The sequence below is a fragment of the Erwinia sp. S43 genome (assembly GCF_016624745.1).
Taxonomy (GTDB): Bacteria; Pseudomonadota; Gammaproteobacteria; order Enterobacterales; family Enterobacteriaceae; genus Erwinia; species Erwinia coffeiphila.
Window position 1 is genome coordinate 54780 of record NZ_JACVTX010000009.1, and the last position, 19156, is coordinate 73935.

The 19156-nt window shown below is 56.3% G+C and carries 17 protein-coding genes and 1 tRNA gene; 7 read left to right on the plus strand and 11 right to left on the minus strand.

Going from position 1 to position 19156, the window contains the following annotated elements; all coding sequences use genetic code 11:
• Positions 1-32 precede the first annotated feature (32 nt).
• On the minus strand, positions 33-1628 hold the full coding sequence (locus IBT47_RS13025; RefSeq protein WP_200560747.1) for a GMC family oxidoreductase: 1596 nt from the start codon (positions 1626-1628) through the stop codon (positions 33-35).
• 352 nt (positions 1629-1980) lie between these two features.
• Here IBT47_RS13025 and mdlD point away from each other — a divergent pair, with 352 nt between their 5' ends.
• Positions 1981-3288: an NAD(P)-dependent benzaldehyde dehydrogenase MdlD gene (mdlD, locus tag IBT47_RS13030; protein WP_200560748.1), complete on the plus strand. Its 1308-nt coding sequence runs from the start codon at positions 1981-1983 to the stop codon at positions 3286-3288.
• A gap of 8 nt (positions 3289-3296) precedes the next feature.
• Here the strand turns inward: mdlD and IBT47_RS13035 are convergent, their stop codons facing one another.
• Together IBT47_RS13035 and IBT47_RS13040 are read right to left on the minus strand one after the other, a co-directional pair.
• Entirely contained in the window at positions 3297-4202 is a 906-nt protein-coding gene (locus IBT47_RS13035; protein WP_200560749.1) for a helix-turn-helix transcriptional regulator, read from the minus strand.
• A 59-nt stretch (positions 4203-4261) separates the two neighbouring features.
• Positions 4262-5167 carry a LysR family transcriptional regulator gene (locus IBT47_RS13040; protein ID WP_200560750.1) on the minus strand — a complete coding sequence of 302 codons (906 nt, stop codon included), beginning with the start codon at positions 5165-5167 and terminating at the stop codon, positions 4262-4264.
• A 191-nt stretch (positions 5168-5358) separates the two neighbouring features.
• Between IBT47_RS13040 and IBT47_RS13045 the strand changes: the two genes are divergently transcribed.
• Positions 5359-6513, plus strand: a complete 1155-nt coding sequence (locus IBT47_RS13045; protein ID WP_255569905.1) for an MFS transporter — start codon at positions 5359-5361, stop codon at positions 6511-6513.
• 116 nt (positions 6514-6629) lie between these two features.
• Here IBT47_RS13045 and IBT47_RS13050 read toward each other — a convergent pair whose 3' ends face one another.
• Positions 6630-6875 carry a DUF2543 family protein gene (locus IBT47_RS13050; protein WP_200560752.1) on the minus strand — a complete coding sequence of 82 codons (246 nt, stop codon included), beginning with the start codon at positions 6873-6875 and terminating at the stop codon, positions 6630-6632.
• Between the two features lie 110 nt (positions 6876-6985).
• A complete protein-coding gene (locus tag IBT47_RS13055) occupies positions 6986-7468 on the minus strand; it encodes a cold-shock protein (protein WP_105592626.1) in 483 nt (160 codons plus the stop codon).
• Between the two features lie 236 nt (positions 7469-7704).
• On the opposite strand from IBT47_RS13055, the gene IBT47_RS13060 reads away from it, so the two are divergent.
• Positions 7705-8403 (plus strand): RluA family pseudouridine synthase, encoded by a 699-nt coding sequence (locus IBT47_RS13060; protein WP_200560753.1) that lies wholly within the window; start codon positions 7705-7707, stop codon positions 8401-8403.
• A 107-nt stretch (positions 8404-8510) separates the two neighbouring features.
• On the opposite strand, the gene IBT47_RS13065 is transcribed toward IBT47_RS13060, so the two are convergent.
• Positions 8511-9050 (minus strand): DUF2058 domain-containing protein, encoded by a 540-nt coding sequence (locus tag IBT47_RS13065; RefSeq protein WP_105592624.1) that lies wholly within the window; start codon positions 9048-9050, stop codon positions 8511-8513.
• A 295-nt stretch (positions 9051-9345) separates the two neighbouring features.
• On the opposite strand from IBT47_RS13065, the gene IBT47_RS13070 reads away from it, so the two are divergent.
• The 4 genes from IBT47_RS13070 (at position 9346) to IBT47_RS13085 (ending at position 11862) form a co-directional block, all read left to right on the plus strand.
• On the plus strand, positions 9346-9909 hold the full coding sequence (locus tag IBT47_RS13070; RefSeq protein WP_200560754.1) for a TIR domain-containing protein: 564 nt from the start codon (positions 9346-9348) through the stop codon (positions 9907-9909).
• A gap of 18 nt (positions 9910-9927) precedes the next feature.
• Complete coding sequence (locus IBT47_RS13075) at positions 9928-10764, plus strand: macro domain-containing protein (RefSeq protein ID WP_200560755.1); 837 nt, start codon at positions 9928-9930, stop codon at positions 10762-10764.
• A 143-nt stretch (positions 10765-10907) separates the two neighbouring features.
• Positions 10908-11423, plus strand: a complete 516-nt coding sequence (locus IBT47_RS13080; RefSeq protein ID WP_200560756.1) for a molecular chaperone Tir — start codon at positions 10908-10910, stop codon at positions 11421-11423.
• 136 nt (positions 11424-11559) lie between these two features.
• Positions 11560-11862 (plus strand): helix-turn-helix domain-containing protein, encoded by a 303-nt coding sequence (locus IBT47_RS13085; RefSeq protein ID WP_200560757.1) that lies wholly within the window; start codon positions 11560-11562, stop codon positions 11860-11862.
• A gap of 64 nt (positions 11863-11926) precedes the next feature.
• Here the strand turns inward: IBT47_RS13085 and IBT47_RS13090 are convergent.
• The 5 genes from IBT47_RS13090 to IBT47_RS13110 all read right to left on the minus strand — a co-directional run bounded on the left by IBT47_RS13090 (position 11927) and on the right by IBT47_RS13110 (position 18949).
• A tRNA-Asn gene (locus tag IBT47_RS13090) sits at positions 11927-12002 on the minus strand.
• 153 nt (positions 12003-12155) lie between these two features.
• The gene (locus tag IBT47_RS13095; RefSeq protein WP_200560758.1) at positions 12156-13784 is read right to left on the minus strand and encodes a cyclic peptide export ABC transporter; all 1629 of its coding nucleotides are present in this window, start codon (positions 13782-13784) and stop codon (positions 12156-12158) included.
• Positions 13781-15775: a Fe(3+)-hydroxamate ABC transporter permease FhuB gene (gene fhuB / locus IBT47_RS13100; RefSeq protein WP_200560759.1), complete on the minus strand. Its 1995-nt coding sequence runs from the start codon at positions 15773-15775 to the stop codon at positions 13781-13783. The genes IBT47_RS13095 and fhuB overlap by 4 nt, the downstream gene beginning before the upstream one ends.
• Positions 15772-16659, minus strand: coding sequence for an ABC transporter substrate-binding protein (locus tag IBT47_RS13105; RefSeq protein ID WP_200560760.1), 888 nt, complete (start codon positions 16657-16659; stop codon positions 15772-15774). Before IBT47_RS13105 ends, fhuB begins: the two co-directional genes overlap by 4 nt.
• A gap of 43 nt (positions 16660-16702) precedes the next feature.
• The gene (locus IBT47_RS13110) at positions 16703-18949 is read right to left on the minus strand and encodes a TonB-dependent siderophore receptor (RefSeq protein WP_200560761.1); all 2247 of its coding nucleotides are present in this window, start codon (positions 18947-18949) and stop codon (positions 16703-16705) included.
• Positions 18950-19156: the final 207 nt, after the last annotated feature.

A 19156-nucleotide genomic window follows, 5' to 3' on the forward strand; every position in this document is an offset into this window, starting at 1 on the left:
AGTAACCCGCCGTGGCGGCGGGTACTCTGCTATCAGGCAAAGAAGCGTTTTGCCAGCCGCTTCGCGCCGATCAGCGCCAGCGCCTGGGTGGGGGCATTGGTGTTGCCGCTGGTGATGGTCGGCATGATCGACGCATCAATAACGTACAGGTTTTCCACGCCGCGCACCTGCAGACTGGCATCCACCACCGCGTCGTCATCGCTTCCCATACGGCAGGTGCCCACCGGGTGCCACATAGTGGTTGCCACGGATTTGACAAAGGTCTCGATCTCTTCATCACTCTGCACTTTTGCTCCTGGCATCAGTTCCTCTTCAAGAATACCGGCCAGCGACTCCTGCTTCATTACTTCGCGGATCGATTTCACCGCCTGAACGCCCACGTCGAGGTCCCACTTATCGCCGATGAAGTTCGGATCGATCAGCGGCATCTCCAGCGGATCTTTGCTGGCGAGGCGAACCGATCCCCGACTGCGCGGTTGCAGTACGACCAGGGCAAATGTGACGCCGGAGCGGGTGCCGGTCGGGCTCAGGCCGTTGGTGGAGATGATCGGTTCGTGGTAGCACTGCACCGTCGGCTCTGCCGCCAGATCCAGCGGATTCCAGTAGGAAACGGTTTCGATACCGTTGCCGGATGCCGGGCCATCTTTGGTGATGTAGTAGCGCATACCGGCTTTAATGGTGCCAAAGCCCAGCGCGGCGCTCTGATAGCCGAGTACGCCTTTCACGTAGGCGCTGACCGGGATAATCGGATGATCGTGCAGGTTTTCCCCGACCGCAGGCCGATCGACCTTCACGTCGATGCCGAATTTTTGCAGTTCCGCCGCCGGGCCGACACCGGAATGCATCAGGATTTTCGGTGACTGCACCGCTCCGGCGGACAGAATGACCTGGGCGGCGTGAATGCGCTGGATTTCACCATTGACGTCCACTTCCACGCCGGTGGCTTTGTTTTCTTCAATCAGCACGCGGTGCACGGTGCGGTCGGTCAGCAGCGTCACCCGTCCGGAATCGACGTGGCGTTTCAGATGGGCGACGTACGCGCTACAGCGCTTCTGTTCACTGACGTTGCTCTGTACCGGGGAAACCCCGAGCTGGCTGTCGCCGTTGTAGTCGGCATTGTACGGCACGCCGTATTCCTGGAATGCCTTCATGCAGTACTGATTCAGGGGATTGATACCGTGGGGCAGCTGTACCGCCAGCGTGCCTTTAATGCCGTGATGCTGATTGTGGAAGGTGTCGTTTTTTTCCTGCTCGATAAAGGTGTCCCAGATGTTTTCAAACGACCAGTCAGCATCGTGGCCGCTGGCTTCATGCCAGTAGTCAAAGTCGCGCTTTTGCCCGCGCACGTAGCACATCGCGTTGATTGAGGTGCCGCCGCCGACCACTTTGCCCATGCGAAAACGTCTGACTGTGCCGTGCTGCGGCGTGGTGTCATAGGGCCAGACGTGGCGATCTTTCGCCAGAATCTGGCCGTAGCCCGCCGGGATATGGATCATCGGATCTTTATCTGTTGATCCGGCTTCCAGAACGGCGATTTTTGCCTGGGTATTTTCGGCCAGATAACCGGCCACCACGCATCCTGCCGCGCCGCTGCCAATCACCAGTACGTCGTAATCTTGCTGACTCATTCTTTTTCCTCACTGCGAGTTATTTTGCATAGCCGTCATTAATTAACAGCAGGTGGGAGGGCTATTTCTGTTATGCAATATGATTAATTATGTGAAAAACATCAATTGAGAAGTTAATAAATAGCCGGGAATGATAAGAAAATGACATTTTTTAAATTATTGATAAATAATAGATAAAAATTAAATGCACCGCAGGATAAAATTAAATGCACCGAGGAATAAAATTTTTTGTATCCAGATTGTTAGATTGGCCACACTGAAAGTATGAATTAACGTTTTTACCGCTGACGATATTCATACCGCGCTGCGGAAACGTAACGAATGCTATTAATGACGGGAGCAAAGAATAGAAATGATTAATCAACAGGGTATTACCGAACTCTTTCATGGTCAGAAGCGGGCATTTCTTGCCGGTAAAACGCAGAGCGTTGAGCAGCGTACTGCGGCGTTGCACAAGCTGAAGCAGGCTATCCTGGCTAACCGCGAGGCAATTCATCACGCGCTGGAAAGCGATTTGGGTAAAACGCCGGACATCGTCGATCTGGCGGAAATCGGCGCAGTCATCGAGGAAATTGACGGCGTGCTGGCCGGGCTGGCCGGGTGGGCTGAAGATGAGGTGTTTCCCCTCAGCGGTTTTCTCGCCGGTTCCGAAGGGCGCATCTGCGCTGAACCGTACGGTGTTTGCTATATCATCGGCCCGTTCAACTATCCGTTTAATCTGGCGCTGACGCCGCTGGTGGGGGCGATTGCCGCGGGCAATACGGCCATTATCAAGCCTTCAGAGGCCACACCCGCCACCTCGGCGGTCATTAAGGCCGTGGTGGAGCAGGCTTTTGCCGCGGAGTGGGTAGCGGTGGTTGAAGGAGGCCGGGCGGAAAATGAAATCCTGCTGTCGCTGCCGTTTGATTTCTTCTTCTTCACCGGCAGCCCGGCGGTGGGCAAGATCGTGATGAAGGCCGCCGCCGAGCATCTGGCCCCGGTGGTGCTGGAGCTTGGCGGTAAATGCCCGGTGGTGGTGTTTGAGGACGCCGATCTGGACCATCTGGTTGAGCGGCTGGCCTTCAGTAAATACCTGAATAGCGGGCAAACCTGCGTAGCACCGGACTATCTGCTGGTGCCGGAGGCGCTGCGGGATACGCTGGCATCGAAGCTGGCGGCGGCGCTACGGGCCGGTTTCAACGGGCAGTCGATCGGCAAAGTAGTCAGCGAGCGGCAGATTGAAAAGCTGGCAGGCTATCTGGAAAAAACCGGTGGTAACGTGGTGGTCGGCGGCGGTTACGATAAGGCTTCCCGGCAGTTTGAACCAACGGTGGTGACGCACGTTGGCTGGGACGATGCGCTGATGCAGGATGAGATCTTTGGGCCGATCCTGCCGATTATTACCTACGCCGATCTGGACGAATGCCGTCAGAACATCATCACCCGCCATGCTAAACCGCTGGCGCTGTATGCGTTCAGCCGCGATGAAGAGCGCGCGCTGGCGTTTATTAAATCAATCCAGTCGGGCGATGCGCAGATCAACGATATTCTGACCCACGTGTTATCGGCAGAACTGCCGTTTGGCGGCATTGGGCCATCGGGAATGGGAAAATATCACGGCAAAGCCAGCTTTGATGTGTATTCGCACCGGCGCTCGGTGCGCACCGTTAGCTGCAAATAATACGGACGTTAATGCGGGCGCGCTGCCCGCATTTCCCTTGGGCTGAGGCCAAAATGCCGACGGAACGCCTGGGAAAAATGGGACTGGCTGCTGAAACCGCACTGCCAGGCAATTTCGGCCATTTGCATGCCGCTGGTCAGCGGCCGGGTCAGCAGGCAGCGAGCCTCTTCCAGCCGCATCTGCCAGACCAGCTTCATCAGCGACAGGCCTTCTTCCGCCAGAATGCGGTTCATGTAGTTAACGCTCAGGCGCATATGATCGGCGATCGTTTCGGGACTCAGATCCTGCGCCTGCAAATTCAACGCAATATAGTCCTTAATGGCGACGATATTGTGCATTTTCGACACTTTCTTCGCGCTGGTAACTTTTTCGCTGCTTAACAACACCTCGCCCAGCGTGGCGATAATCATCTGGCTGCCGATGGTGGCCAGTGCAGGGCTGAGCTGCTGCGACTGGGAAACATACTGATCGATCAGCTGCGTCAGCCAGGCGAAATCTTCAGTGGCAAGCTGCGTTGAGTAGCCGCCATGCTGCTTTGCGAGTGGCATAATGCGCTGGCACAGCGCACGGTCGCAGCCGATGACATACAGCGAGGTGGGCGCGGTAAATGTCTCTTCAAACTGCGGATTCCACGGCATTAATGACAGGGAACCGTGCGGCAGGGACAGCTCGCCGAAGCGGTTTTCGATGCGTATATCCCCCTCTGTGACCAGTTTAAATACCACCTGGTTGCTGAAAGGCGTATCGCGGCAGGGCGCGAGTGCATCGCTGAAAGCGCTGAACTGCGAAAATGTCGCCGCCGGAGTTTTCAGATAGCGGAAATGGCCGTCTGAAAGCGGCGTGGCCTGTGGTGGTTTGAGGAACTGCAGGCCGTAAGATTCGGCCAGAAACAGCGAGAGGTCGGTGCTTTTCATCCTGCTACTCCTGGCGTTATAGCGACAGGGGCCAGTATAAAATAATGTTCTGGCGGCATCTAGCGCGCTTTCACCGCCGTTTCCAAATCGACAACGCCGAAAGCCTGCAACAGCGCGGTGATCTTCGGTGAACGGTGGCGGGAGGGCGAATAGATAAGATGCAGCGGGCGGGTAAAGCCGGAAAAGTCGGGCAGTACTTCCACCAATTTGCCGCTGGCAATCAGCGGTTCCACGGCGAAATCCATCACCTGCACCAGCCCGATGCCGTTGAGCGCGGCGTCCAGCAGCACATCGGCGTTATCGACGCTCATATTTCCCGTCACGCTGACCCGCAGATCTTCGCCCTGATGGCGGAACATCCAGTCGGTGCTGCGTCCGTCCTTTTGCCCTTTCACCGTCAGGCAGTTGAAATGGCTGAGTTCGGCAGGCATCGCGGGGCTACCGTAACGTGCAACGAAGGACGGGGAAGCGACGGTGACCAGCCGCAGATCTTTTATCCGGCGGGCGATCACCTGCTGATCCTCAACGTCGCCGATGCGAATGGCGGCATCAAAACCGTCCTCAATGATATCCACCACGCGATCGCTCATTACGGTATCAATGGTCAGCTGCGGGTGGCGATGCAGCATGTCCGCCAGCAGCGGCATGGCGACCAGGCGGCCAAAGGCGGAGGGCGTGGTGATTTTCAGCGCGCCTTCAACCACGCTGCTGCGCTGATCTAAGCGGTGCTCAATCTCATCCATCTGCCGGATCAGTCCCCTGGAGGCTGCATAGAGAAACTGCCCGTCCGGCGTCAGGCTGATGCTGTGGGTGTTGCGGTTGATCAGCGAAATTTTCAGGTCTTCCTCCAGCCGCGCCACCGAACGGGAGATGCCGGACTGAGTGAAGCCCAGTGCATGCGCCGCACGGGTAAAGCTTTGCAGCTCGCCGACCTTAACGAATATTTTTAACGCGTTCAGATCCATGTCGTTGCCATTCTCTGTTTGCCGCTGCGGAATATCGCCCGACTATATTAGCGAGTTTGTCACTTCAGGGATAACAGGATGCTTATGATTTTTATCATAACCAATATGAATATCGGCGCGTTTACCGGACAGCGATTTTTAAATTAAGGTCGGAATCATCTAAAACGCTGTATTACTACCGGATGGTTATTATGCCTTTGCCAATATATATACTGGGATTTACGTTATTTGCCATGACCACGTCTGAATTTATGGTGGCCGGATTAATCAGTTCGATGGCGCAGGACCTGCAGGTTTCCATTCCCGATATCGGTTATCTGATCACCATTTATTCACTGGGGATGGTGGTTGGCGGTCCGCTGCTGGCGGCCGTTTTAATTAAGGTGGGTAATAAGACCGCGCTGCTCGTGATCAGCCTGCTGTTTCTTGCGGCGCAGAGCGTGGCGACTTTTTCGCACTCCTGGGAACTGCTGGCGGTGGCGCGATTCTTTACCGGTTTATCCTCTGCCGCATTCTTTGGTTTTGCTCTGCTGGCGGCGTCGAAGATGGTCGATCCTGCCCGTTTTGGCGTGGCGGCGTCGATTGTGTTAGGTGGAATGATGATAGCGATGGTTTTTGGCCTGCCGCTGTCAGCGCTGCTCGATCGCTATCTCGGCTGGCGTGCGGCATTTTCTCTGGTGATTGTGCTGACCGCGCTGGCTGCGCTGGGAATTATGCTGTTTGTTCCCGAGGTGAAGGCGGAAAAACAGGGCAGTATTCGGGCTGAGGTGAATTCTGTATTTCACGCCGGACTGTGGCTGGCCTACAGCACCAGCTTCTTTATTATTGCCGCCACCTTTGCCGTATTCAGCTATTTCGTGCCTTATTTTTCCGGCGCGGCGGGCTTCTCAACAAAATCGATCCCCGCCATTCTGTTTGCCTACGGTTTATGCAGCGTGATCGGCAATATTATCGTTGGCCGCGTGGCGGATAAAATACCGCTGCGGGTGATATTTTACGGTGGCCTGCTATTAATTGCGGCGCTGATCGGGCTTTACACGCTGGTGGAAAGTAAAACCGCCGTGCTGCTATCGGTGATGATGATGGGACTGACCGGGATTACGTTGACGCCCGCGATGTCCGCCAGGGTGTTCAGGGTGACCGAAAACACCTCGCTGATTAATACTCTGCATACCTCGGTGATCTGCCTTGGCGTGGTGGTTGGGTCGTGGGGCGGCGGCTACGCTATTGATGCCGGGTTGGGTTTTCGCTCACCGATTCTGCTGGGGCTGGTCCTGGCCGCGATCGCTATGCTGACCATGCTGCCCGGCGTGCGGTTGCGCCGGAGAAGGATGCTGCAAGCGTAATTGCACTAAGCAGAGGCGATGTAAGCCGAAACCTGTCAGAGCCTGAAGGGGACAGATGCAGTAACGATGAGCAGGCCGCTTTTGCTGAGGGCAGAGGCGGCCTGCTGTTCAGTGAGTTACTCGTTGCCCCACTGATTGAGGAAATTGGCGATGTCGTCAATCCGCTCCGCTTTAATACCGGCTTCCGCTGCCATCTCTCCCTGCGCTTCTTCGCTGATCTCTTCATTGTTCGCCAGGCGGGTGAGCAGTAGCTGGAAGTAATGTGCCAGTGAATCAAACTCTGCCTCATTCACCGGCAGCGCGGTTTCCTCCGCATATTCTTCGGCCATATCGTAGTATTTCAGAGGGATGTTATTGCTCATTGTTTGCTCCGGGTGTTAGCACCGGGCCAGCTGTGGTGTGCTTTGTCTGGCCCTGTGAATATCGTTATCCAGTTATTCTCTGTTTTGCCGGTCTGTCAGCGCGATCGATCTCAGATCTTCAGCATTTTCACCGTGGCATCCACGTCTATCTCATCTTCCGAGAAGATTAATGTCGTCCCCTGGAAGGTGTTGATCGCCAGTTTTTTTATTGAACGCATTTCGTCAGGATTCACGGCAGCTTTAGGTTTAATGCTGCTCATCAGCGCACCCACGGACAACACCACATGTTCTTTATCAATGCGGGTGTCGGCAGGCACTTCTTCGTTGTAAACCAGCCAGGATTTGATCGAGGTGAGTTTAATTCGTTCACCGGCAATAAAGATGTATTTGCTCTCTGGAGCGACCTTGACGTTGAAGGCGGACAGGCCCTTGTTATTGGTGGTTGGTTCGAAGGTAACCGCCGCGTCTTTCTTTATCAGGTCCGGGTTGGCGACTTTGATCACATGAAAATAACGGTTGTCGCCGTTTTCATCTTTGATAAATCCAAAGCCTTTGTCTTTAAACCAGGTTGTGATCGTTCCGTTCATCGCCATTTTTGCCTACTTAATCGTTTATCTACTCGGTTTTTGCAGCGCGCAGTGTAAAACACAATCCCCGCGCAGACCACGCCTTTGCTATCAGTCTGGATGATAAATTTCAGCTGTGCCAGGTTGGCGGGGCAGGGCATTAATCAGAAGGAGTAAGGACCGGGTCAGTAACCCCGTCGCAAATTCGTTCCCCGGCTTAAAATGGGTTATTATCCGCAGCCACTTTCGCTACGGGTGACCTGATGTCCGAGATTATCGACACCTTTATTGCTCCGCCGTGCCATGACAGCATCGAAACGCTCTATCAGGATCAACATCTGGTGCTGATCGATAAACCCAGCGGGCTGCTGAGTCTGTCGGGGAAAAATCCGCAGAACCTTGATTCGGTTCACCACCGGCTGGTTAAAATTTTTCCCGGCTGTACGCTGGTGCATCGCCTGGATTTTGGCACTTCCGGACTGATGGTGATCGCCCGCAATAAGGTCGTCAACGCTGCACTGTGCCAGCAGTTCAGCCAGCGATCGGTGAGCAAGATTTACAGCGCTCTGCTCTGCGGGCATGTGGTCGCTGATGAAGGGCTCATTGATGCGCCTATTGCCAAAGATCCTGCGCTTTTCCCGTTGATGTCGATATGCGCCGTCAATGGGAAACCTGCACGCTCCCGCTATCGGGTGGTTGAGCGCTTCGAGCGCCAGCTGCCAGATGGAACATTCCTGCCGCTAACGCGAGTTGAGCTGACGCCGGAAACCGGGCGCACGCATCAGCTGCGTATCCACTGCCAGCATCTGGGGCATCCAATTTTAGGCTGCGATCTTTACGGCGGGCTGCGGCTGCCCGGAACAGAGAAGGCTGCGCGGCTGAAGCTGCATGCCAGCGAGCTGCATTTTAACCATCCGCTTAGCGGAGAGCGTATTGAAGCCCGTTGTGAAGCGCCGTTCTGATCTTGCTGATGCTGATGCTGATGCTGATGCTGCGGCGATCGGACACCGCAGCCTGAGATGAGCCGACACGAAAGTCAGCTCATTCTTCGAACCGCATTGCGCGGGTATCACCACATCAGATCGTCCGGCACTTTGAAATCGGCGTACGGATCGTCCTCATCCTGCTCTTCCTGGCTCAGCGTGCTGTTTAACACAATGCTGCTGGCATCGCGCTGGGCGATTTTATCGGCAACGACGGCCGGGATAATTGCGTAGGTATTTTCACCCACGTTATCTACGCCAAGACGTGCAATCGCCAGACGGCCGTTAATCAGCTGGGCCTGAGTCGTTTTATCCACAAAAATTTTCTTAATCAGCGTGCCATCGGTAAAGTTAAAGCCGATATCGCCTTTTGAGATGATGATACGGTTCATCTCAATCAGCTGTTTTACCTGCGCTTTATACTCTTTCGCTAACGAGGCCTGCTTCTGCTGTTCGCTCAGCTGCTTGTCGCGCTCAATCTGCGCCTTCTTATTTTCTTCCACGGCTTCCCTTGCTTCACGCGCCTGCACCCGCGATTTCTTCGCCGTTCGTTGCACTTTTTCCATCTTTTTGCTGCTCACTAAGCCAGCTTTGAGCATCTGCTCTTGTAAGGTGAGTTTTGACATCTTCGCTTCTGAATCCGTTGAATGATGTCAGAGATTATACCTGGTTTTTTTATGGCTGTGCCAGGGGTAGCGGCCCGGCTGGTGGAGAGCATTCTGATCGGCCCCGCTGTGATTCTGCTATGTCGTTTTGGCGCAGCGCTGTTTTGATGAGTAATCACGTTATAAAACACCGTTAAATTAGCACGATTACTGGAATGAGCTTCCAGCTAATTCATTATTTACCGTATGGATTTAATGTAACTCCAATATATATAATATGGCATGGCTATTATCTTTTAAAAACTCGAGGTATGGGATGTCGTACAGGAATGGAAACTATTGCGCCTTTTACGTTGCGGAACCTTTTCATGAAGGGAATTTAGGTGCTCATGCAACAAAAGATTTTGTTTATTACAACATGCTGCGTATGTGGGAAGCGAAAGATGATACGTTCCCCTTTATTGACTCGCATGATAAAACCTACAATGTCAGGGATGGCAGCGATTGGGAAAAAACACTTAAGCCTCGTCTGCGGCAGCGCCTGAAACATTCAAAAAATATCGTGCTTTTTTTGAGCTCGCAAACCAAATCTTCCCGCGCTCTGATAGAAGAAATTGACTATGGTATAAACGATCGGGGACTGCCGGTTATTGTTATTTATCCAGAATATGATACGGCGAAGAGTTTGCTGGAAAATAATAATCTTAAACAGTCGATAAAGGATCTGTGGGAAAAAATCCCTGTGCTCAAAAATTCAATGTCGTCCGTAGCTACTCTCCATGTTCCGCTGAATAAGGAATTAATTACGCGCGCGCTTGGCGATAAGGATTTTACCGTTAACGGTAAGATTGATTCCGGAGCGTATCGTTATACGTCTTAACGCAGGGAGCGAGCAGAGATGTTAAAGGTTAAACTGTTTGATAAGAAAGTCAGGGATGAATTTTTTAAATATGCCTCGGGTATTACCGGTGCTATCACCGCTTACATCCTCTTCTGGGATATTCCCGATGAATGTAAAACGCTCGCTGGCATTATATGTATCCTTCTTTTGCTCGGCATCTACGCGTTTGTATGGCGTCGGGCGAATAAATTAACTTCTATCGATTTAACCGTTGACGGAACGACGGTGACGATTAAGGCTGGTGATATTTTTAGTCAGCCGGGTCTGAAAGCCATCGCGTTCAACGAATACTTTGATACACAGGTCGATGAGAAGATCATTGCCAGCCGCAGCCTTAACGGCATTTTCATCAATAAACACCTTAACCGCGACCTGGCGGAGCTTGATGAGCATATCGCTAACTATCGTTTCGAACGGGAAGATATGATTGGCGTCAATGAAGAGCGAGTGAGCGGGAAGAAACAGCGTTACCAGCTGGGGACCATTTGCGTCTGGCAAGATTATCTGCTGACGGCATTTGCCCGTTTTAGTGAGTATAATGAAGCTCGCCTGACAATGGCCGAATACCTGACGTTTTTGATTAACTTCTGGGATCGCGTTAATCGCGTTTATGCCATGGAGAGTGTTTCCGTGCCCATTTTCGGTTCCGGAATAACCCGAATAAAGGAGCACAGGGGAATTAGCGATGAAGAGTTGCTGAAGATTATGCTGTGGACATTCCGCGTGAGTGAGATGCGCTTTTCCTATCCTGCAAAGCTCACCATTGTTATCCATCAGGATAAGATAAAAAAAATTAATCTCTTCGAACTTCAGTCATCTAAAAATGGGCTATGAATTTTTTCATATAATCAGCCTGGCCGTATTTATTAAGTTCATTTTCAAACATTCGGATAGGGGGTGAAGCGGATTTTTATTATCGCGGCTTCACTTTCCCGAAATTTCACATAACGCTCAACACAACAGAGGAGTGAGCTTTTATGGTCTATCGTACAAAAACCTATCTGGCCGGGGAATGGGATGGCGACAGTGATGCCATTGAGCAGCTGCATACATGGAATGAAAATAATTACTGGAGTTTGTCTTTCACCGATGCACATAGTTTAACCCAGGCCAGGGACAGCAGCCTGAATTGCAGCATCAAGGCTTCTTTAGCTACCCGGCTTAATGCGTCAAAAACCTTCGTACTGATTGTGGGTCGTAATACCAAAGATGCCAGAAGCGGTGGCTGTCGATATTGTGCGAGCTACAACAGCCTGTGGGAGTATTGCGACAGGGGGCGGGCGGTCGACCATCGTAGTTATATTACCTACGAATGCGAAAAAGCAGTAAAAGATAAACTGAAAATTGTGGTGCTTTACAACGCCGCGTCCGTCAATAAAGCCAAATGCCCGGACGCCGTAAAATACGCCGGTACTCATGTCGCCATGTGCTACAAGGAAGATGGGAAATATTACTGGGATTATCAGGCGGTGAAGGCAGCGTTAGGTGCCTGAGTGCAGTTCCTCCCGATCTTCTGCCTGTTCTTGCAGGCAGGAGATCGAGAAAGCGATATTCACCAGTGACCACTCAGCATTTCATCACATCAGCGGGAAATGTTTTGGCTGAACACATTAAGAAAGGAGTAACGCGATGGGCAGAACGCTGGAGCAGCTTATTGCGGATGAAAAACCTGAAGTCGTGGCCAAAGCTCAGGCGATGGCGACGGACATCCTGCTCAACATTCACCATGCCGAACTGCGTGAGAAAGTGCAGAAAACTCAGGTGGAAATGGCGCAGGCGCTGGGCATCAAACAACCGACCATTGCAGGGATGGAAAAACCGGGGCGCGACCTCAAGCTTTCCACCCTTAAACGCTATGTTGAAGCCACAGGCGGTAAACTTCGCCTGGATATTGAACTGCCTGATGGTTCTCACTACGGATTTGTACTGTAATTCGTAAAGTGGCATGAAAAACAAAAAGCCCGCTTAAGTTTCCTTAAGCGGGCTTCTCTAAATATGGCTCCTCTGACTGGACTCGAACCAGTGACATACGGATTAACAGTCCGCCGTTCTACCGACTGAACTACAGAGGAATCGTGTGAACGGGGCGAATACTAATGGCCCTCAGGGTAGATGTCAAAACCCTTTTACTTAAAACACTACCGTTTGCTGAAGGATGCAGCAAAATGTCGTTATTTTCCTCATTTCCCTGATAAAACCGGCGCATCGCACCCGTTTGTCGTGCCTTATTGCGTCACGATTTCCCCGTTGCGCAGGGTGATCAGCTGGTCTGCCACGGAAAAATAGCGGTCATCGTGGGAGATCGCCACCACCAGCTTGTTTTGCGCCTTCAGCTCGGGCAGAAATTCGGTATAAAAGCGCTGGCGGAAGGTGGGGTCCTGGTCGGCTGCCCATTCATCAAAGATAATCGCCGGGCGGTCGTCCAGCCAGGCGTGCAGTAGCGCCAGCCGTTTGCGCTGCCCGGTGGAAAGTTCGGTGGTGGTGAAGCGCTGGTTTTCCACGGCAACTTTGCCGTTTAACTGGAGTTTTGTCAGCAGCGGTGCCAGCTGCCCGGTGCTTATTTCGGGATGCAGCAGCTCGTCAAACAGAAAATAGTCGCTGAATACCGTACTGAACAGCTGGCGGTAGTCGTCGCCCTGCGCGTCGGAAACCGGCTGGCCGTTAAGCAACACCGCACCCTGCTGCGGCACGTACAGCCCCAGCAGCAGTTTGATTAGCGTGGTTTTGCCCGAGCCGTTATCGCCGGTGATAAACGTGATCTGGCCGGGGCGCAGCGTCAGGTCCAGCGGCCCGATGGCGAACGGCTGTCCGCCCTCATAGCGCCAGCTTAGCTGCTGCAACGTCAGGCTGTGCAGCGGCAGCGCATCGGCCGGAGCGGGGCTGTCCAGTAGAATATCCGGTTCCGGGGTCTGAAAGCTGTCGGCCAGTTCGGCCAGCCGCCGCAGGGCAATGCGCGCCTGGTCGGCAATCGCCAGCCCGCCGGCCAACTGGTCGAACGGCGATTTGATATACAGCAGCACAATCACCGCCGCGCCGATGGTCAGCTGCCCGGCATTCAGCCAGGGTTTACCCACCAGCATCAGGGCAATGGCGATAAAGAACAGCGCCGAGGCCACCCCGTCAATTATCCACATGCGGGTCATCGCCCGGCCTTTCAGCCGGGCGATAGCATCAACGTCGCGGCTCAGACCCCGGTGATATACCGCCGCCCGGCGGCCGCGATCCAGCCGCAGCTCCTTTGCCCCCTGGATAATTGCCAGGTACTGCTTCTGCAGGCTGTCCTGCGCGTGGCGCACCTGCTGGTAATCGGCGATCCAGCCGCGGCGCGATCGCCCGGTCAGCAGCATGCCGCCCAGCAGAAACAGCAGCGAAATGGCGAAAATCAGCGGCGAGAGATACAGCAGATACAGCAGTCCCGCCAGCGCAATCGAGAAGTTGATAATGTAGCTGGCAAAGTTGTAGGTGAAGGCGCTGACGGTATCAACATCGTCATTCAATACCGCCAGCATCCGGTGCGGGCGAAACTGTTCGATCGCCCAAATCGGTGCCTGCAGTATCCGTGCGGAAAGCTCCTTGCGCATCCCGGCAATCATCCGCTGCCCCAGGTGACTATTAATGCAGCCCGCCAGCGACTGGCCGCAGGTGCCGCCCACCAGCAGCAGTGCAAAGGCGGCCCAGAACGACAGCGACAGTTCCCCGGCCTGCAGCGAGTGATTGATCTGCCCCAGCAGGGCGGTAGTGGCGAAACCGCTGAGTATCCCGACGGCGGTGGCAAACAGCAGCGTCAGCCAGAACGGGCGGATCAGGCCCAGGGTGACCCGGGTCAGTGGAAAGCGGCGGGAAGCGGAATTCATGGTTTTCTTCTCATTAACAGCAGATACCAGGGGGCACCGATAAAGGTCGCCAGCAGCCCGGCGGGCAGCTGCTGCGGATAAATCAGGTTACGACCAAGCCAGTCCGCCAGCAGCATAATGCCCGCACCGCCCAGCGCCGCGCCGAGCATCTGTCCGGCGGGGCGCTGAAGGCCGCTCATCCGCGCCAGGTGCGGCGCCATCAGCCCGGCAAAGGTCAGCGGACCCACCAGCAGCGTAGCGGCGGCGGTGAGCAGGGCGGTCAGGATCACTATCGCGCCGCGCGCCCGATTCAGTGGCACGCCCTGGCCACGCGCAACGTCATCGCCCAGCGACAGCAGCAGCAACCAGCGACCGTGCAGCAGCGCCACGACGGTCAGCACCAGTGCCAGGCCGGTCAGCGCCACGGCCTGGCCGGGCAGAATGCGGTAGGTCGATCCGGCCAGCCAGTCCTGTAGCACCATGGTCTGCGGGGTGATAGTGGTCATCATTAATGCGGTAACGGCATTGATTACCGTGCTCAGGCCAATCCCGGTCAGCAGCAGCTTATCGGCGCTGAACGCGGCGCGGCGGCCGGTGAGCAGCATGGCGACCAGTGCCAGCAGCGCGCCCAGACCGGCCCCGGCCAGCAGCAGGCCGGAGGTGGCCGCAGCAGCGACCAGCAGCGTCAGCATCACCCCCAGCGAGGCACCTGAGGAGATGCCCAGCAGCTCCGGGCTGCTCATCGGGTTAGCGGTTAACCGCTGCACCAGCACCCCGGCCACGCCGAGCATCGCCCCGGCGCAGGCTGCGCCCAGCACCCGTGGACCGCGCAGGGAGAGCAGCGCATCCAGCGGCGTTCCCCAGCTGAACGCCCAGCCGTCGGGAACGCGGCCAAAACACAGCGCCAGCAGCAGCAGCGACGTGACTGCCACGGCCATTGGCCACAGCACCCGTGGCGCGGCCGCGCGGCGCACCCCGGCACCGGCCGCGCTGGCTTTCGGCAGGCTGTGCTGCTTCAGTCGGGGGATCAGCCAGATCAGCAGCGGCGCGCCAAGCAGCGCGGTCAGCGTGCCGGTCGGCACCCCGAAACCCCAGCGGGCCAGCCACTGTGCCAGCTGGTCGGTCAGCAAAAGCAGGGCACCGCCCATCAGCGGCGTCCACAGCAGCTGCTGGGCAAGCCGCCGTGCGCCGCCCAGCCGCACCAGCACCGGGGCGGCCATGCCGATAAAACCGATGATTCCGGTCACGCTCATCACCGAGGCGCACAGCAGCGTCCCCAGCAGCAGCGCCAGCATTCGCACCCGCTGTACCGGCACGCCCAGGCTACGGGCGGCGGTATCATGCAGCGCGAAGGTGTTCATCGTCCGCAGCAGCATGACCGCCAGCAGCAGGGCGATCAGCAGGCGCGGCAGCAGGAAGCGCACCCCGTGCCAGCTGTTCTGCTCCAGCGCGCCGCTGCTCCAGATAAAAATCCCCTGCAAATCGCTGCCGGAAAGTAGACCGATCACGCTGGCCAGGCAGCCGGCATACAGCGTCAGCATCAGCCCGGAGAGGGTCAGCGACTGCGGCGTGGTGCTCTGCCGCCGCGCCTGCATGACAATCAGCAGCGCCGCCAGTAAACCGCCAAGGCTGGCCAGCATCTCCTGGCCCAGCCGCAGCAGCGAGGGCAGCCAGATGGCGGCCACGGTCAGCATCAGTTGTGCCCCGGCGGAAACGCCAAAGGTGGTGGGATCGGCCAGCGGGTTGCGCAGGGTCTGCTGGAAAAGCAGCCCGGCCAGTGAAAAGCCCATTCCGGCCAGCAGCGCCATACAGAAGCGCGGCAGCGTGGAATAGTGGAACAGCAGCTGGCTGATGTTCTCCGGCGACGGCGAAAAGGCTGCGGCGGCCAGCTGGTTCAGCGGTAACGATTGCAGCCACTGCGGTACTGCAAACAGCAGGGCGGCCAGCAGCAGGCCGCATACCAGCGCGGCAGGATGGCGCTGGCGTTCAGCGTTCAGGATGACCAGTGTCACAGGTAAACCGGTCTTAGCAGGGCATCCTGCAGTTTGTCGGTGAACTCCGCCGCCAGCGGCAGTCCGCCGAAGATCTCGAAACGTGGGATCATCAGCACCCTTCGCTGTTTTACCACCGGCAGCAGCCGCCAAAGCGGGCTGGCATGCAGCACGCGGCGCGCCGCACGGGTGTCTTCCCCGTAATCCATCACCAGCAGGGTGATATCGTCATAGCTGGCCAGGCTCTCAATCCCGGCGTTGGTAAAACCGAAGTTATTGGTGCTGCCCTGCCAGCCGTCTTCAAAGCCCATCTGCGCCAGCACCCCGGACATAATGCTCTTCCTGCCGTAGACGGTCATATGGCGGCCATCGGACGACAGCCCGGCCACCATCACCTTGCGCTGGCGCACCGCGCGCAGGTTATTTGCGGCGGCGGCGATATGGTTGTTCAGGTCATGAATATAGCGTTCGGCCGCATCCGGTCGGCCAATGCGTGCGGCCAGCCGCCGCGTCTCGTCGCAGGCCTGGGCGAAGGCATCGCCGCTGTCGCGGTAAATATCGAGGGCGATCACGGGTGCCACCCGCTGCAGCTGGCGCTGAATAATCGGGCTGATGGTCACGGTCACGATCAGCTCAACCTGGTAATGCTTCAGCAGTTCCAGATTGGGTTCGGAAGGGTCACCGGCATCCGGGATACCGGCGGGCAGAAACGGCGTGGTGCCCATTTCGTTGTAAAAATCGCTGCCGACGCTCACCGTCGGCAGCACACCCAGCGCCAGCAGCGTCTGGGTGCCGCCGCGATCGGGGGTGGCGATGCGCTGAGGATAGCGCGCGCTGAACCCCCGCTGCGGCAGGCCGGTGAGCAGCAGCAGGGCAGTATATTTAAGCAGTTGACGGCGCTGCATCTTCGCTACTCAACAGGCCCGCCGCAGGGCGGGCAGGTTTGGGTTAGAAATCAACGGTTGCGGAAAGCGTTACGGTGCGCGGTTCCCCGGACATCACGTAGCTGTCGCAGCAGGCGCTGGCCCAGTAGTTGCGGTTCGCCAGGTTAACCACGTCCATCCGCAGGGTCACCGGTTTGGCCATCACTCCGGTTAACAGATAGCGCAGCCCGGCATCAAACCGTGTCCAGGAGGGCAGCGTGCGGCGCGGCGTATCGGTATCGAAGAACTGCTTGCCGGTATAAATCGCCCGTCCGGTCAGTGTCAGCCCCTGCAGCCACGGCAGATCCCACTCCACGCCCGTATTGCCCTGCCACTTTGGCGTACCGGAGGCGGTTTTACCATCATTGGCCCCGTCCTGGGTTTTAGTCAGCACCGCATTAATATAGCTGACGCCGCCGAGCAGGCGCAGGCCGTCAACCGGCTCACCGAAGGTTTGCAGCGAGACGCCGCGGTTACGCTGTTCGCCGTTCTCGTTCACCGTATTGGTGGTGCTGTCGGTGGTGGTGGACGGCTGGGTCAGCTGGTAGACGCTCAGCGTGGTGCCGAAGTAGCCCCAGTCGGCTTTCACCCCGGCTTCAACCTGCTTGGTTTTATACGGCGCGAAAACATGACCGGCGTTAGCGTAGCCGGTACCGACGGTACTGCCCTGGCGCAGGCCCTGAATATAGCTGGTATACAGCGAAATATTCTGCCACGGCTTCACCAGCAGGGCGACGGAAGGGCTGAGGGCATTTTTGCTGTAGCTGTCGCTGATGCCACCGTTGGTGGTGTCATAGTCGCTTTGCTCAACCCGCTGCAGGCGGCCCCCGGCGGTCAGCTGTACCCGATCGTCAAGAATGGAGAGGGTATCACCCAGCGCCAGGCCTGAAAGCCGGGCGGTACTCTGTTTCGGCAGCGACGGCGTAGGGAAATCCGGCTCGTCGGTCCAGTTCGGGTTATAAATATTGTTGGTGACCTCGTCGCCGACGGTGGCCCCGCCGCCCCAAACGGTGCGGTGCAGCGTGGTGGCCTGCGCATTGATCTGGTGGTCAACCGGGCCGGTGGTGAATTTTGCCGCGATACCGACTTCCGCTGAGCCGGTTTTGGTTTTACCCGGGCTGATCCACGGCGTGGTTGAGATATCGCCGCTGTCATTCAGCAGCATCGGCTGACCAATCTCGATATCGCTCTGGTGATTGATATCCCCGCCCACGGCGGCATGAACGGTGACGTTATCGGTCAGATCGTATTCGCCGCGCAGTGCGCCAAAGGTGTCTTTATTGCCGAAGCGGGTCCATGACGGGCTGATATTGTTAGTACTTTTCGGCGCCTGCGGAATGGTGATGCCGCTGGGGATGTAGAAATAAGGCACTACGCCGCGCGTCAGCGTATCCTGGTAACCGGCATCCAGCGAAACGCGGGCGCGATCGCCACGGTAATCCAGCCCGATACTCGCCAGCCCCAGATGCTTCTTATTATTGTCGACCGGGGTATTCCCTTCCGACCATGCGCCGTTAAACCGCACGCCAAACTGGTTTTCATCGCCGAAGCGGCGGCCGATATCCACTTTGGCACCCACCTGGCTCTTGCTGGTGTAGGTGGTAGTCAGGCGGGTGATTGGCGCATCGGTGGCGCGCTTCGGTACGATATTCACTGCACCGCCGACTGAACCTCCGGGAGGCATGCCGTTCAGGAAGGCGCTCGGCCCCTCCAGAAATTCGATGCGGTCGGCAATATCCGGCGAGATGCTGCTGATTGGCAGCATGCCGTACAGGCCATTAAAGCCCACATCCTGCGACTGGACGTTAAAACCGCGCACGTTAATCTGGCTGGCGGAGCTGCCGAGGCTGGACCATTCGGCCCGGGCGGACGGGTTTAAATCGGCGATCAGCTGCATCACCGTCGGTGCCGGGGTGTTCTCGATCTGCTGCGCGGTATAGCTGGTCTGCGAAAATGGCGTATCCAGCAGGTCTTTATTACCCAGCATGCCCAACTGGCCGCCGGAGGCAACCTGGCCGCCCGGATACGGCTCCGGCTGGGCAATTTTGTCCGTGGCGGAGGCGGTAGCGGTCACCAGCAGAGTCTGATCCTGCCGAACGCTGGCGTCGGTCTGGGCTGTGGTGGTTTTATCCGCAGCAGTGGCAAGAGCGCTCTGCGCGAGCAGTGCGAGGATCCCGGCCTGAATCAGGCTGATTTTAGCTAGTGGGAAACGTTTTTGATAAACGGCCATTCCGGCACAGACTGGCGCATTAACTGATGAAGCCTTACTCATTGTTGTTATAGCCTCTGAAAGGGGGATCTGTACTGCTCACTGTCTGCTTAAAATGGAATAATTTACTGATTTATAAGTTTATTATGTCTTACTGTGCCGGAGTCGATCCTGACCAAACTGCGCGGTTCCCTTGAATGTTGGCAAAGAGAATGATAATTATTTTTCTTTAAAAGAGAAGTCTGCCGCTGTCGCCTTTGATGGGTGATT